Origin of the sequence: Polynucleobacter necessarius (assembly GCF_900095215.1) — a bacterium.
In the GTDB taxonomy this organism is placed as follows: Bacteria; Pseudomonadota; Gammaproteobacteria; order Burkholderiales; family Burkholderiaceae; genus Polynucleobacter; species Polynucleobacter necessarius_H.
This window is the reverse complement of record NZ_LT606949.1, coordinates 325,024-339,386: the sequence shown is the minus strand read 5'-3', so window position 1 is coordinate 339,386 and position 14,363 is coordinate 325,024. Positions and strand designations below refer to the sequence as shown.

19 protein-coding genes and 1 pseudogene are annotated in these 14,363 nt (G+C 47.0%); 17 read left to right on the top strand and 3 right to left on the bottom strand.

What is annotated here, in order from left to right:
• Positions 1–10 precede the first annotated feature (10 nt).
• On the bottom strand, positions 11–685 hold the full coding sequence (locus DXE35_RS01965) for an HAD-IA family hydrolase (protein ID WP_114689385.1): 675 nt from the start codon (positions 683–685) through the stop codon (positions 11–13).
• 17 nt (positions 686–702) lie between these two features.
• A complete protein-coding gene (locus tag DXE35_RS01960) occupies positions 703–1,710 on the bottom strand; it encodes an RluA family pseudouridine synthase (RefSeq protein WP_114689384.1) in 1,008 nt (335 codons plus the stop codon).
• Positions 1,711–2,178: 468 nt separating this feature from the next.
• Here DXE35_RS01960 and DXE35_RS01955 point away from each other — a divergent pair, with 468 nt between their 5' ends.
• The 7 genes and pseudogenes from DXE35_RS01955 (at position 2,179) to DXE35_RS01935 (ending at position 8,260) form a co-directional block, all read left to right on the top strand.
• On the top strand, positions 2,179–4,821 hold the full coding sequence (locus tag DXE35_RS01955; RefSeq protein ID WP_114689383.1) for a ribonuclease E/G: 2,643 nt from the start codon (positions 2,179–2,181) through the stop codon (positions 4,819–4,821).
• Positions 4,822–4,962: 141 nt separating this feature from the next.
• A pseudogene (gene moaA / locus DXE35_RS01950) lies at positions 4,963–6,032 on the top strand (GTP 3',8-cyclase MoaA).
• On the top strand, positions 6,032–6,637 hold the full coding sequence (gene mobA / locus DXE35_RS01945; protein ID WP_114689382.1) for a molybdenum cofactor guanylyltransferase MobA: 606 nt from the start codon (positions 6,032–6,034) through the stop codon (positions 6,635–6,637). Before moaA ends, mobA begins: the two are co-directional and overlap by 1 nt.
• Complete coding sequence (locus DXE35_RS10890) at positions 6,634–6,993, top strand: hypothetical protein (RefSeq protein WP_269459847.1); 360 nt, start codon at positions 6,634–6,636, stop codon at positions 6,991–6,993. Before mobA ends, DXE35_RS10890 begins: the two co-directional genes overlap by 4 nt.
• A 35-nt stretch (positions 6,994–7,028) precedes the next feature.
• On the top strand, positions 7,029–7,280 hold the full coding sequence (locus tag DXE35_RS10885) for a hypothetical protein (RefSeq protein ID WP_331851950.1): 252 nt from the start codon (positions 7,029–7,031) through the stop codon (positions 7,278–7,280).
• Positions 7,241–7,954 (top strand): molybdopterin molybdotransferase MoeA, encoded by a 714-nt coding sequence (locus DXE35_RS10060; RefSeq protein WP_231969927.1) that lies wholly within the window; start codon positions 7,241–7,243, stop codon positions 7,952–7,954. Before DXE35_RS10885 ends, DXE35_RS10060 begins: the two co-directional genes overlap by 40 nt.
• Before the next feature lie 12 nt (positions 7,955–7,966).
• Positions 7,967–8,260 (top strand): hypothetical protein, encoded by a 294-nt coding sequence (locus DXE35_RS01935; protein WP_072583151.1) that lies wholly within the window; start codon positions 7,967–7,969, stop codon positions 8,258–8,260.
• 73 nt (positions 8,261–8,333) lie between these two features.
• Here DXE35_RS01935 and DXE35_RS01930 read toward each other — a convergent pair whose 3' ends face one another.
• Positions 8,334–9,347 (bottom strand): 2-hydroxyacid dehydrogenase, encoded by a 1,014-nt coding sequence (locus DXE35_RS01930; RefSeq protein WP_114689381.1) that lies wholly within the window; start codon positions 9,345–9,347, stop codon positions 8,334–8,336.
• Between the two features lie 118 nt (positions 9,348–9,465).
• On the opposite strand from DXE35_RS01930, the gene fdxA reads away from it, so the two are divergent.
• The 10 genes from fdxA (at position 9,466) to DXE35_RS09205 (ending at position 14,362) form a co-directional block, all read left to right on the top strand.
• Positions 9,466–9,789 (top strand): ferredoxin FdxA, encoded by a 324-nt coding sequence (fdxA, locus tag DXE35_RS01925; protein ID WP_114689380.1) that lies wholly within the window; start codon positions 9,466–9,468, stop codon positions 9,787–9,789.
• Between the two features lie 19 nt (positions 9,790–9,808).
• Positions 9,809–10,855, top strand: coding sequence for an NAD(P)/FAD-dependent oxidoreductase (locus tag DXE35_RS01920; protein ID WP_114689379.1), 1,047 nt, complete (start codon positions 9,809–9,811; stop codon positions 10,853–10,855).
• Positions 10,856–10,858: 3 nt separating this feature from the next.
• Complete coding sequence (locus DXE35_RS01915; RefSeq protein ID WP_114689378.1) at positions 10,859–11,083, top strand: prepilin peptidase; 225 nt, start codon at positions 10,859–10,861, stop codon at positions 11,081–11,083.
• A gap of 21 nt (positions 11,084–11,104) precedes the next feature.
• Complete coding sequence (locus tag DXE35_RS01910; protein ID WP_114689377.1) at positions 11,105–12,106, top strand: type IV pilus twitching motility protein PilT; 1,002 nt, start codon at positions 11,105–11,107, stop codon at positions 12,104–12,106.
• The gene (locus tag DXE35_RS01905; protein WP_114689376.1) at positions 12,103–12,438 is read left to right on the top strand and encodes a pilus assembly FimT family protein; all 336 of its coding nucleotides are present in this window, start codon (positions 12,103–12,105) and stop codon (positions 12,436–12,438) included. Before DXE35_RS01910 ends, DXE35_RS01905 begins: the two co-directional genes overlap by 4 nt.
• A gap of 233 nt (positions 12,439–12,671) precedes the next feature.
• On the top strand, positions 12,672–12,935 hold the full coding sequence (locus DXE35_RS11295; RefSeq protein ID WP_114689375.1) for a PulJ/GspJ family protein: 264 nt from the start codon (positions 12,672–12,674) through the stop codon (positions 12,933–12,935).
• 240 nt (positions 12,936–13,175) lie between these two features.
• Positions 13,176–13,331 (top strand): prepilin-type N-terminal cleavage/methylation domain-containing protein, encoded by a 156-nt coding sequence (locus tag DXE35_RS01895; RefSeq protein WP_114689374.1) that lies wholly within the window; start codon positions 13,176–13,178, stop codon positions 13,329–13,331.
• Positions 13,332–13,345: 14 nt separating this feature from the next.
• Positions 13,346–13,684, top strand: coding sequence for a hypothetical protein (locus DXE35_RS01890; RefSeq protein ID WP_114689373.1), 339 nt, complete (start codon positions 13,346–13,348; stop codon positions 13,682–13,684).
• A gap of 129 nt (positions 13,685–13,813) precedes the next feature.
• Positions 13,814–14,149 carry a hypothetical protein gene (locus tag DXE35_RS01885; protein WP_114689372.1) on the top strand — a complete coding sequence of 112 codons (336 nt, stop codon included), beginning with the start codon at positions 13,814–13,816 and terminating at the stop codon, positions 14,147–14,149.
• A gap of 33 nt (positions 14,150–14,182) precedes the next feature.
• A complete protein-coding gene (locus DXE35_RS09205; RefSeq protein WP_162784940.1) occupies positions 14,183–14,362 on the top strand; it encodes a hypothetical protein in 180 nt (59 codons plus the stop codon).
• The last annotated feature ends 1 nt before the right edge of the window (position 14,363 follow it).

The window sequence follows — 14,363 nt, the reverse complement described above, 5'->3', positions numbered from 1 at the left end:
AATTACTACATTACAAGTTTTGTTTAAGCCATTGCGAAAGTTGCGCAACATTATCGACATGGATCAATGATGGCGAAGCTTTCAAGGTGTCAGGTGGGTGAGCGCCATAAGTGACTGCCACCGCATCTACACCGGCATTCGCCGCCATATCTAAGTCATGGGTGGTATCGCCAATCATGAGCATACAGCGTGTTGGCACTTGAGTGACATCCGATAACTCTAGCAACATCCCAGGATGGGGCTTAGAAAATGATTCGTCAGCTGTACGCGTCTCATGAAAGAGATGGCCAATCTGATGATGCTGTAGCGAACGATCTAAACCTACGCGAGATTTACCGGTCGCAACACCCAATAAATACTGCTGGGCATGCAACTCCTCTAGAAGCTCGCGAATGCCGACAAACAAATCGAGCTCATGGTCTTTCGCTAAATAGTGATAACGAAAACGTTCTGTCAGCTTTTGAAAATGCTGCGGCTCAATCCAAGGAACCGCTCTTCTTAATGAATCCTGAATACCTAAGCCAATCACTGAACTTGCTAGGGCGTCATCTGGCGCCTTAAAACCCAAGTCGCGACAAGCCTGCTGAATGCAATGAACAATGGTTGGCGTGGAATCCATGATGGTGCCATCCCAATCCCAAACAATCAGGTCATATAGTCGATTTGATTTATGGATTTGCGACATTCTGCTCGCCCTGATTGTTACTGCTCAAAAGTTTTTATTAGGGCGGTAAATTCCAGAGGCAATGGTGATTCAATGCGCATCTTTTCACCGGTACGCGGATTGGTAAAGCCAGCCAGATGAGCGTGTAGGTATAAGCGCTTGGATTTAGTCAACTTGTCTAAATCTTCAAAGCCATACTTATCATCACCCAAAATCGCATGCCCCAATTTTTGCAAGTGCACTCGAATTTGATGGGTACGCCCCGTTTTTAGCTGAGCTTCAGCGAGGGTAATGGTGGCGTTCTCACGCTTAAATGTTTGGGTCACTCTTAATGCGGTATGACTCGGCAAACCATCTGGGTCTACCCGAACGCGACGCTCGCCATTGAGCAGAAGGTATTTTTGCAACGGGTATTTGAGCTGCATGGTTTGAGCGCCCTGCACGATTTCACCATGCGCAAGCAAGTAGTAACGCTTGTCGGTTTGACCTTCACGGATTTGACGATGAAGCCCCACCAATGCGCTACGCTTTTTCGCCAATAACAAAACTCCCGAGGTATCGCGGTCTAAGCGATGCACCAATTCCAAAAACTTGAGTTCAGGGCGAGTAATTCGTAGTGTTTCAATTACCCCAAGGGCGATACCGGAGCCACCATGGACAGCCAAACCAGCAGGCTTATTCACTATTAAAAGTGCCTCATCTTCAAAAAGAATGGGCATTTTGTCCGAGTAGCCATGCGCCCGGGATTTAGTTTGGGCGGTGTTGACTGCTGCCATTTGAGCGGGTTCGGCAATCCGAACCGGAGGAACGCGAACCACATCCCCTGCGACCAAGCGGGTCGTTGGTTCAACTCGCTTTTTATTCACCCGCACTTCTCCAGACCGAATAATTCGGTAAACATGGCTTTTAGGCACTCCTTTAGCCCAGCGCAGTAGATAGTTATCCAGGCGTTGGCCAGCTTCTTCTGAACCAATGGTCTGAAGATGAACAGCAGCAGGGGCGGAAGTTTTGACCTTGGAAGGCTTAGAAATGGGTTCGGCTTTCATGCTTTATCTCACTTGCGACCCCGATAGGGGATGACAAGGGGCTCAACAATACCCCATTGTCACGCAACTTGTGCCGTATAATCAACGCTCTAGCCAATTTATTGGCTAGATCCCAACCTGAAGTCAGGTTTGAATCGTGGAGCTTGGAGTCGCCCTTTTTGAATAGACTCCCGGGGTTGCCCCTCCCCCGTTGTAATGAGGCGCAGGGTTGGTGTGCCGTATGCCGATACCCGCGATTAGAAGACAGTTTTCAGGCGCGCGCCTGCATTGATGACCTAAAGGAGATCTCTGCGGCGATCGTCAAGTGTGTCACCGATTTAACCACACGTTAACTGGGTGAACTAAGCAAAAAGTGCTTAGACTTGCATGATCCACACTCACAAACCACCTTAGGACTCGTCCTAAGCGGTATTGAACTTGTCCCCTAACGCAGCGCGCTTACTCCGCCCTCCCCCATAGGAGAGTGTTATGAAACGCATGTTGTTTAATGCAACCCAACAAGAAGAGTTGCGAGTTGCCATCGTTGATGGTCAAAAACTCATAGATATCGATATCGAAGCTGCCGGCCGTGAACAACGCAAAGGCAACATTTACAAAGGTGTCATTACACGCATTGAACCTTCCCTTGAGGCCTGCTTTGTCAATTACGGCGAAGAGCGTCATGGCTTCTTGCCATGCAAGGAAGTTGCCCGCAGTTACTTTAAAGAGGGTATCGACGTCCGCAATGCCTCCATTAAAGATGTTCTGCGCGAAGGTCAAGAAATCATTGTTCAAGTAGAAAAGGAAGAGCGCGGCCAAAAAGGCGCCGCCCTTACCTCCTTTGTCTCCTTGGCAGGTCGTTATTTGGTATTAATGCCAAATAACCCACGTGGAGGCGGCGTTTCTCGTCGCATTGATGGCGAAGACCGTCAAGAACTCCGTGAAGCGATGTCTCAGTTAGAAGTGCCTGATGGTATGAGCATCATTGCTCGCACTGCTGGTATTGGTCGCGATGCCACTGAGTTGCAATGGGACTTAAGCTACCTGATGCAATTGTGGAAAGCAATTGATGAAGCCGCAAAAGGAAACTCTGCACCACTATTGATTTACCTTGAATCTAGCTTGGTCATTCGCGCGATTCGTGATTACTTCCAGCCGGATATTGGTGAGATCCTCATCGATACCGATGACATCTACGAACAAGCTGCCGCATTTATGTCTGTCGTTATGCCAGACAACTTGCCACGCGTGAAGCGCTACCAGGATGACGTACCCTTGTTCTCACGCTTTCAGATTGAGCATCAAATTGAAACTGCGTACTCACGTACCGTGCCACTGCCATCTGGTGGCGCTATCGTGATCGATCACACCGAAGCTTTGGTTTCTGTGGACGTGAACTCCGCACGCGCAACCCGTGGCTCTGATATTGAAGAAACTGCTACTCGCACCAACTTAGAAGCTGCCGATGAAATCGCCCGTCAAGCACGTTTACGTGACTTAGGTGGTTTGATTGTGATTGACTTCATTGATATGGAGTCCAGTAAGGCACAGAAGGATGTTGAGAATCGCTTACGCGATGCTCTGCGTCACGACCGTGCGCGCGTACAAATGGGCAAGATTTCCAAGTTTGGTTTGATGGAAATGTCACGCCAACGCTTGCGTCCCGCGCTATCTGAAGGCAGCCATGTAACCTGCCCACGCTGTAATGGTACTGGCCATATTCGCGATACTGAATCTTCCGCATTGCAAGTTCTACGCATCATCCAAGAAGAGGCAATGAAGGAAAATACAGCTGCGATTCATACTCAGGTACCAGTTGAAGTCGCTGCGTTCCTCCTGAATGAAAAACGCGCTGAAGTAATCAAAATTGAGACGCGCTTCAAAGTCAACGTCTTGATGGTTCCAAACAAGCATCTAGAAACTCCACATTACAAATTAGAGCGTTTGCGTCATGACGATCCCCGTCTTGACGACCAAAAAGCTAGCTACGTGATGGCAGAAGAAGCTGCACGTGAACTCGAGACAGACACCACAGTAAGCAAAAAGGATGCTGAAGTTAACGTGCGCCCTGAAGCTGCCGTGAAGGGGATCACCCCAACACAACCTGCGCCTATTAGCCAACCACGTCCTGCTCGCACAGATAAAGTGAAAGCAGAAACCTCAGGCGGCTTTTTCGGATTTATCAAAAAACTCTTCTCCTCATCTCCAGCGGTCGAAGAGAAGCCAGCGCCAAGCAATAACCGTGGTCGCAACCAAGGTCGTAACGGCAAGGGTGGCGATCGCAATCGCGGTCGTAATCGTCGCGGTGAACGCAACGGAGATCGTGCCGAGCGTCCAGCAGCAAATACAGCGGAAGGCATAGCTACAGAAGGTGGCAATAACAATCGCAACGGCAATCGCAATAACCGCAACGGCAATCGCAATCAGAACGGTCCTAAACCTGAGCGTCAAGAAGGCAATCGCAACCAAGCTAACGCAGCAGCTGTAACTCCAGCTACTGAAGCGGCCCCTGGCAACGAAGCAACTACTAGTGGCGCAGATGGCGAAGAGCGTCGTGGTCGTGGTCGTGGTCAACGTGGTGAGCGTACTGAAAACAATGGTGAAACCAGTAATGCAACTGTTGTAGCGACTCCCTCGGCAAGTCCTTTTGCAGGCCCTCCTGTAGGAATGGGTGGCGCATCTGAAAGCATGCCAATTCAGAACATTGTAAATAGCTTTGGAAATGCTAAGCCTGTGACTGAAAACCAAGAAAGACAAGAACGCGCACCACGTGCTCCACGTCAATCCAATCGCCCTGCGCAAAACACTGCTCCCGCATCAGCACCAGCCAATCAAACTTCAGAACCTGTATCTGCAGTGGTAGCTGCAACCGTTGAAGTGATTAGCAAGCCGGCACCAGAACTTCCTACAGTAGCTTTCCAAGCGCTTGAAGAAACTCCGTTGCACAGCGTTTTGCAATCAGCAGGCATGATCTGGGTTGCAACTGACTCCTCTAAACATGCGGAAGCGCAAAGCCAAATTCAGGCTGAGCCTGTTGCACATAACTTAGGCGGAGCGCCTAAGCCTGCAGCCAGTCTTCCTGAAGGCCCAATGGTTTTAATTGAAACCGGCGGCCAAGAAAAAACGGTTTAAGCCATCTAAAGCTTTTTCTCCAGACTGCCATTTATCCCACAAGGATATTTGGCGGTTTAGCAGAAACCCCGTGTCACAGCCATAATTGAGAACATGATTGAAAAAGTAATCCCCATCTGAATCGATGAAGGCAGAGGCCTGATGCCAACTATTGGCACGCAGATAGTCACACCTCATGGCCACACCAAAGATACTCTCGGCAGAACCCTGCGCGACTTACGCATCTCCGTAACAGACCGCTGCAACTTCCGCTGCACGTATTGCATGCCAAAAGAAGTTTGCGACCAAAACTATCCGTATCTTGCACATAACGAATTACACTGAGTGTTGAAGAAATCACTCGACTTACTACGATCTTCGCTACCTTAGGCGTCGAAAAAGTTAGACTCACCGGTGGCGAACCTTTATTGCGTAAGCATTTAGAGGTGCTCATAGAGATGCTGGCAAAGATTCAGACATCCAATAGCAAGCCGCTAGACCTCACTCTCACTACCAATGGCAGCATTTTGCGCAAGAAAGCAGCCGCACTAAAAGCAGCTGGCTTACAAAGATTGACTGTCAGTCTTGATGGCTTGGATGACGCCATCTTCAAGAAAATGAATGATGTCGATTTTCCGGTAAGTGATGTTCTGGACGGAATCAAAGCAGCTCAAGAAGTTGGCTTTGAAAATATCAAAGTAAATATGGTTGTTAAAAAAGACACCAATGATCATGATATCGTTGCGATGGCAAAACACTTTAAGGGCAGCGGCATCATTCTGCGCTTTATCGAATTCATGGATGTTGGCAGTTCTAATGGCTGGAATATGGAACAAGTTCTTCCATCAAAAGAAGTGATTGCCAGAATTAACAAAGAATTCCCCCTGGAGCCCATTGAAGCAAACTACGCCGGTGAAGTCGCGCAGCGTTGGTGTTACGTAGATGGGTCCGGTGAAATTGGCGTCATCTCCAGCGTTACCCAAACCTTCTGTCACGAATGCACTAGGGCCCGCATCTCCACTGATGGCCAAATGTATCTCGGCCTCTTTGCTAACAAGGGTTTTGAGTTCAAAACACTCTTGCGCTCTGATAAAACAGATTTAGAAATCGCTAACGCCGTGATGAATACTTGGACAACCCGTGAAGATCACTACTCTGAAATTAGAGACTCTAATACTGCGCACACATCATCTGCCAACCGCAAGGTTGAAATGTCCTATATTGGTGGCTAATGATTTCTAACAAAGATATTACCGGACTGATACTGGCTGGCGGACGCGCGCAACGCATGAGTGGGATTGATAAAGGATTAATTTCTTTGCATGGCAAACCGCTAATCGAGTCGGCTATTGCAAAACTGAAACCACAAGTGCAAACCATCGTGATTAATGCCAATCGCAATATTACAAAGTATGCGGGCTACGGTTACCCTGTCGTCATGGATGAGACGCCCGACTTTTCTGGGCCGTTGGCGGGATTTTCGGTTGGCTTAAAGGCTTGCAAGACTCCTTACCTACTCACCACACCTTGCGACTCGCCCTTGCTTCCCAATGCCCTGGCAGATGATTTACTTGCTGAAATGGAGCGCGATGACTTTGAATTGATTTACGCCTACAGCAAAGAGGCGGATGGCAAAGTCTGGGCACAACCTGTTTTCCGCTTGATGCGCAGTAATCTGCAGAACTCGTTAAATCAATTTCTCCAAAAAGGAGATCTCAAAATTGATCGCTGGTTTAAAGAATTGCGAAGCAGTACAGTGGTTTTTGACGATCACCAAGCATTTGCCAATGTAAATACTCCTGAAGAACTCAAAACACTAGAAGCAGAATCTGTATGAGTCACTCGCCAAATCAACCTATTCTGCTCACTTCTTCACTGCACGTGGATGACGCACGCAAAGCAATAGCAGCTTTGGTAAAAGATCTGATTCAAGAATCTAGAGAAATTAATGACCCCGCTGATATCGAAACGATTTCTCTGGATCAAGCAATTAATCGAATCTTAGCCGTAGACCTGCTTGCACCAATTAATGTCCAGGCAGCCGATAACTCAGCCATGGATAGTTTTGCCTTTGATGGCAAATACCTCAACACCAATAACGCGAGCATTTCACTAAGCATTATTGGTACAGCTTGTGCTGGCAAACCTTATGAAGGTGTAGAGTTGGCTCTGGCGAATGCCTCAAGCTTATGACGGGCGCAGTGATGCCAGCAGGTTGAGATACTGTCATTCCACAGGAGTTCACGAGCGCAAAAGATGAGCTCACCATTGAATTTAATCGGGATCAAGTAAAGCCTGGCGAGAACAGGCGGTTGCGCGGTGAAGATCTTCAACAAGACAAACCCGCCATCGCTGCTGGACGACTACTTCGCCCCTCTGACTTAGGTCTAGCAGCATCTCTTGGCATCGCATCAGTTCAGGTAAAAAAAGAAAGCTCAAGGTGGCCATTTTTTCTTCTGGTGATGAATTACGTTCACTAGACCAATCTTTAGACGCTGGCAGCATTTACGATAGCAATCGCTATAGCCTCACAGGATTACTCAATCGAATTAACCTAGAAGTTTTGGATTGCGGCATTGTGCGCGATGATCCCGCCTCCTTAAAGAACGCATTTATTGAAGCAGCGAGTAAAGCGGATGTCTTGATCTCCTCTGGAGGAGTTTCTGTTGGTGAGACTGATTTCACCAAACAGATCATGCAAGAGCTGGGCGACATGGGCTTCTGGAAAATCGCCATGCGTTCCGGGCGCCCCATGGCCTTTGGCGTCCTCAAGCCTGTATCTGGAAAATCCCCCGCTCGCACAACACTTTTCTTTGGTCTACCAGGAAATCCTGTCGCGGTTATGGTGACTTTCTATCAATTCGTCCGCCCCGCCATTTTCCAGCTCAACGGCGCCAATCAAACTGAGCCGCGACTAACTCAAGCCATTGCTGAGGCACCCATTCAGAAAAAACCAGGTCGCACCGAGGTTCAGCGGGTCATCTTGGGGCGAGACGCCGACGGCAAGCCCACAGTCAAGCTCACTGGCAGTCAAGGTACTGGAATTTTGCGCTCTATGAGCGAGGCAAATTGCTTTGTCATCCTAGGTCGCGAACAAGGAAATATTGCCGCCGGAGACTGGGTAGATATAGCGCTTTTTGATGGACTGCTTTAAGATTGCGTCATTATGAAACTTAGCAAAAAAGAACTCGTCTTTCTCGACCCAATGCATACCGCCAAAACCTTGGTTTTGGTTTACCTCTGCTTCTCAGTGCCGATTGTCTTGTTGGCCTTATTTGTAGCGTTCATTCGTGACGGCGCCATCCCCGGATTTACCGTGCTGTCCGCACTCATTCTCAATGCTTTATTAGGCTTTGGTTTATTGTGGATTGCGTGCAAAGTTTATAACTGGGTTGCAGGCAAGTTCGGCGGGATTGAATTAGCGTTGCGCGAACTTCCAGAAGAAATTGACGCCGAATAAAAAGTAAATCTTCGAAGATTCACTTCAATCAATCAAGCCGAGTCATTACTCGGCTTTATTTTTAACCACTTTACTAAGCTTTATAGACTTCTGCCTTAATGAGGCTACGTGGCTTTTTATTATCTAAAGCTGCGCGTAAGTTTTCAATGGCGAGATCTACCATCGCCCTACGTGTTTTTTCTGTGGCACTAGCAATGTGAGGAGCCAGCACAACATTGCTCAACTTTAATAAGTCGGGATGCACTTTTGGCTCACCCTCAAATACATCCAAGCCAGCAGCAAAGATCTTCTTCTCCTTAAGAGCTTGGGCCAGGGCTGCATCATCAATAATACCGCCACGGGCAATATTGATCAGGGTTGCCGTCGGTTTCATGAGCGCGATTTCTTTAGCACCAATCGTATGATGGCTCTCGGCGCTATAGGGCAATACCAGGACCACATGGTCGGCAGTGCGTAGTAATTCTTCTTTAGAAACATACTTGGCACCGCAGGCTTTTTCATCAGCATCAGATAGATGACTGCGATTGTGATAAATCACATTCATTCCAAAACCCAAAGCGCGTTTAGCAATACCTTGACCAATTCGACCCATACCAATAATGCCTACGGTACTGTGATGCCAATCCAGGCCTAGGGGAGTATTCACAATCGACCATTTATCCCAATGACCCGGACGTACCCAATGCTCTGATTCTGTAATACGTCTAGCGGTTGCCATGAGCAACGCAAAACCAAAGTCTGTAGTCGTGTCTGTAAGTACATCTGGCGTATTGGTCGCCATCACTCCAGCGGCGGTAATTGCTGGAACATCAAAATTGTTATAACCGACAGAAATATTGGCAACGATTTTCAAATCTTTCGCTTTAGCCAATGCGTTGGCATCAATTCTTTCGCTGCCAGCAACTAATGCCCCCACAACTTCTGAGAGTTCTTTTTGCAACTCGTCAGAACTAAAAATGCGGTCTTCTTGGTTTGATCGGACTTCAAAAGACTCTTCCAACTTGGCTAAAGCCTCCGGGAAAATGGCTCTTGCCACCAAAATTTTGGGTTTTTGCTGATTTGCTGAAGTATTGGGCGATGTATTCATAAGGGGAACTTTACAACAAGTAAATTGCTACTTTTGCCTGAAAAATAGGCTATTTCGGCTAAAATTGAGCTTTTATAACTTAGCACCCAGCTTTTGGGGCTCTTGAAACACAATCACCATGACTTACGTTGTTACCGAAGCCTGTATCCGCTGCAAATACACTGACTGCGTTGATGTTTGCCCAGTTGATTGCTTTCGCGAAGGTCCTAACTTCTTAGTGATCGATCCGGATGAATGCATTGACTGTGCGGTTTGCGTTCCGGAGTGCCCAGTAAATGCCATTTACGCCGAGGATGATGTTCCCGCTGATCAACAGGCGTTCATCAAGCTCAATGCCGACCTCTCCCCTGCTTGGACATCTATTACCAAGTCTAAGGTAGCTCTTCCAGATGCGGAAGAATGGAAAGACGTTAAAAACAAACTTGATCAGCTAGTAAAGTAATTTTCTAGCCAAAGAATTCGTGTCGCACTTACCCACACAAACCGATGCGATCATCATTGGCGCCGGTCCTGTTGGGCTATTTCAGGTCTTTGAATTAGGCCTTCTAGAAATTAAAGCTCATGTCATTGACTCTCTGCCAGAGGTGGGTGGTCAATGTATTGAGCTTTATCCAGACAAACCGATTTACGATATCCCCGCTATTCCTGTTTGCACTGGCCGCGAACTGACCAATAATTTACTCAAGCAAATTGAGCCCTTCGCCCCGCAATTTCATCTTGGCCAAGAGGTCACCAAGCTAGAACGTCAAGCAGATGGCCTCTTTCTAATGAGCACCTCGCAAGACAAACACTTCCTCAGTAAGACCGTCTTTATTGCCGCAGGCGTTGGCGCCTTTCAACCGCGCACTCTGAATCTTGAGGGCATTGATCGCTTCATTGGCAAACAGCTTTTCTATCACGTTAAATATCCTGAGCAATTTGCAGGTAAAAAAATTGTGATTTGTGGAGGTGGTGATGCCGCCCTAGATTGGGCAATCCATTTATCTGAAATCGCTGCTAGCGTTACCTTGATTCATCGTCGCGATGATTTCAAGGCAGCACCAAAATCCATTGTACGGATGCGCGAACTTTGCACCAATCAAAAAATGGAGCTACTGATTGGTCAATTGACTGGATATGAAGAACATGAAGGCCGACTTGCGGAAGTCGCTTTGACCAATATTGATGGCGACACCAAAAAGATTGCGTTGGATGATCTTTTAGTCTTTTTTGGACTTTCACCTAAATTGAGCCCCATTGCTGCATGGGGTCTAGATATCGATCGCAAACAAATTTGCGTGGATACCGAAAAATTCCAAACCAGCACCCCTGGAATTTATGCGGTTGGCGATATCACTGTCTATCCAGGCAAGAAAAAATTGATTCTGTCTGGCTTTCATGAGGCAGCCCTAGCCGCCTTTGCCGCAGCCGAATACCTGAACCCAGAAAAGCAAATTCCACTCCAATACACCACCACCTCAACCAAACTCCACAAAGCCCTGGGGGTGCAATCCCCCACATTCGAGTAAGCTATCGATGGATTTGGCGGGGGAGATTTCAAGTTATTGGCTGCATTGGGCGTATGGACTGAGTGGATCAATATTGTGCCTATCCTATGTGATGCCAGCATTATCGGCTCGTTGGTGATTGGTCTGGCATCAATTGTGAAACGCGAAGGTCTCACTCTCAATCAAGCATTTCCGTTTGGACCATTCTTGCTTTTATCAGGGCTCGGCTTTGTTGTCAGCCACTTATAACCATTTACTCCAGATACTGCTATGGAAATCATCGATAAAGCCCTGCACTACGTTACAGATTACAAGATTTCGGACCTGCATTTGCACGTCAATGAGCCTGTGGCGATACGGGTTGATGGTGATATTCATACGTTCGCGGCTGACATCGTTACCCAAGTCGATTTTGATTCATTCATTAAGAATTGGCTGACACAAGAGCAGCGTCTGAAGTTTATGGAATGCTTTGATGCTGACTTGGCGGTGGAGTCGGGTGAGTATCGCTTCCGTGTGAACTTATTTAAAACGGCCCGCGGTTTGGCGGCGGTGATGCGAAAGATTGAAACGCAAATTCCGAGCTTTGATTCTTTGGGATTACCGGCTGTTGCTCGCGATGTGATTGAGCTTGAAAATGGTTTGATATTAGTTACATGCCCGACAGGTTCAGGCAAGTCAACGACGCTGGCGGCAATGATTGATCGTATTAATCGGCAGCGTCCTGGTCACATTATGACGATCGAGGACCCAATTGAGTTCGTACATCGCAGTCAAAAGAGTGTAATTTCACAAAGAGAGGTTGCACGCGATACCCTCTCTTTTTCATCTGCGCTAAGAGCTTCCTTACGGGAAGATCCCGATGTCATTCTGGTGGGTGAGTTACGCGATCTAGAAACTATTCGGCTTGCCCTAACCGCTGCTGAAACTGGACACTTAGTATTCGAAACCCTGAATACCGGTGGCGATCCAAACACGATTAACCGAATCATCGACGTTTTTCCATTTCAACAACAAGACCAGGTGAGGGCGCAGTTATCACAATCACTTCGTCTGGTGATGACCCAGCGCTTGCTTAGCAAAAAAGGTGGGGTAGGTCGTATCGGCGCATTCGAAGTGATGACCTGCAATCCAGCGGTGCGCAATCTGATACGTGAGAACAAAGTATTTCAAATACCAAGCGTGATGCAAATGGCTCGCGGCGAGGGAAGGATCACCATGGAAGCGTCACTGCAGCAATTAGAGCAAGCGGGGCAGATTGACCCATTATGAATCAACACGGCGTAACCTTTCTCGAAGTCATCGTAGTCATAGAAATTTTGATGATTGTGACTTCCTTGGTGTCGCCTAGCCTTGGCGATTGGCGTCAACGCCAGGCTCTTGAGGCTGATTTTTATGCTGCCTTATCTAAGGTTGAATATTTAAAGATTCGGGCACGAGTCTTAAATGGCACCGCAGTTTTAAGTTGCCAAACCATTGGCAATGGAAATGCGTTGTCTTATCAGATATTTAATAAATCTCAGAGCGACTTCAGCCTTCCATCCACCCCAAGTGCAGCGGTTGTTGAAGATCCAAAGCAAGCAGACCCGGCTTTTAATATTTGATCGGGACGCACAAAGATTAACTCCCCTCTGTGTACTGGTAATGAGGGGGTATTCCTATCATCTGGACAATCTTCCCTTAAAGGTGTCGCAGGTCGGATAGAGCTACTCATTGAGCCTATTAGTAACAAACAAAAATTAGGCTCTTATCAAATCTTGGTCAATCCCACTACGGGATTTATAGAGAAATATAAGTGTATTGGCGGCGATCGTAGTCAGTGCAAGGAGCTGGATTAATGCTACCGATCACTGTTTCTCCAAATCAGGGTTTGAATTCTACGGCTGGCTTTACTTTGGTGGAGTCCCTTGTTGCTATGGCGATCTTTTCGATTGGCTTTAGCAGCCTATATTTTTTATACAACTATGCTCAGATTGCCATTTCGCGCACTGAGCAGAGAATGTATCTCAACCTGATGGGGGATCGCATTCTGCAGACAATTGCCTCGGAATCACAGCGAGCTCTATCTGATCACTTAAATCCATTTTACCTCTTCCGATAAATATAGCGGTAGTTTGATTACTTGCAGTCAATTTTCTAATACACCTCCATACGTTGATTTCCGATATGACTGGTGCAATGACCTTGTCCAAAATATTGGGCCATTTGATTTAAAAAGTACGCTGGATAAATGTCAAGTCGATGTACGTAAGGATGTTCTTGGAAATCTCACCATTGAAGTCACCTTAAATACTGGGAATGGGTCGGTAAACACCTTCTGTAGTAGAAAGATGAGGGCGATATGAGCCTCAACTCTCAGGGATACATCTTAGTTGAGATGCTAGTGGCTATTGCAGTTACTTCAATCGTATTGAACGGCACCTATGCCGCCTACACATTTTTTCCGCTCAACAGCAAGCCCTTTTATCCAAGACGAATCTTGATCGTAATGCCTTAAGAGCAATTGATTTAATGCGATCTGATATGCGCATGGCTGGATTTACCGCTTATTGGGATCCCGTCAAAAAAATCGTGGTCGACAGAATCCATCCAAATTCTCCAATTCAAATAACCGGTAGCAATGCGGATCAAGTAACTTTGATTTATGACGAACTGGATACGGCTAGAAATTGGGATAGGCAGTCTGTGCGTTATTGCCTTAAGGCATACGGTGTTAGCAATCGTTTGTTGAGAGCAAAGCAGAGTTGCGGTTCTGACCTACTAAATTGTGTACAAACTCAGACTTGTGTCGATACTGGTGAGCCATTGCTGGGCGGTGTGGATGCTTTTTTGGTAGAGAAAAAAGCCTGAAAACTGCAGGAATCTTTAAAGATCAACCTCAGGCGATTCAGGTGAAACTGTCTCTGATTTCTACTAAAAAAATTGAAGGATCAAATTATCAGGTTAAGAAGTCGTTGACGTTTTTAGAGAGGGCCAGAAATGTCTCCTTGGCACCCTAACTCATCTCTCGTCTGCAATCAGCCAATCGTTCACTTTCCCGCGCAATCGGGCATTGCGATGGTAACTACACTCATTCTCTTGCTGGTGATTACTGCAATGGGATTGATTGCATACATTGCGTCGGTTCAAAGCGATTTGGTTTCGGCGGTATCTGATAAATCTTTGTCCATTGAGGCGGGTGAGGCTTGTGTTGATGATGCGATTGATTGGCGTTCCTCATCCGAAGGGCGTAGCTGGCTGAATATTGCCATATTAAATAAACCAGAAAACCTATTGAAGTTACCAGGAGGTGCTCTATTAGGCAAAACAGTTTAATGGGTCAAGCGCGCATCCTATTTAGATTGCGCGGTGAGTCTTGTGAATGCGCGACCAATAGACAATATTGGTGGCGAAATCGGTACCGTGAATGGATACAGCACAAGAACATTTACCTACGATGTTTTGATTTCAACCACAGGTAGTGTTGCCAATGGTGTTGCGGCATCAAGCAAATCAGCTTTGGAGGTGGTCTTGCGGTTCACTCCGTAGG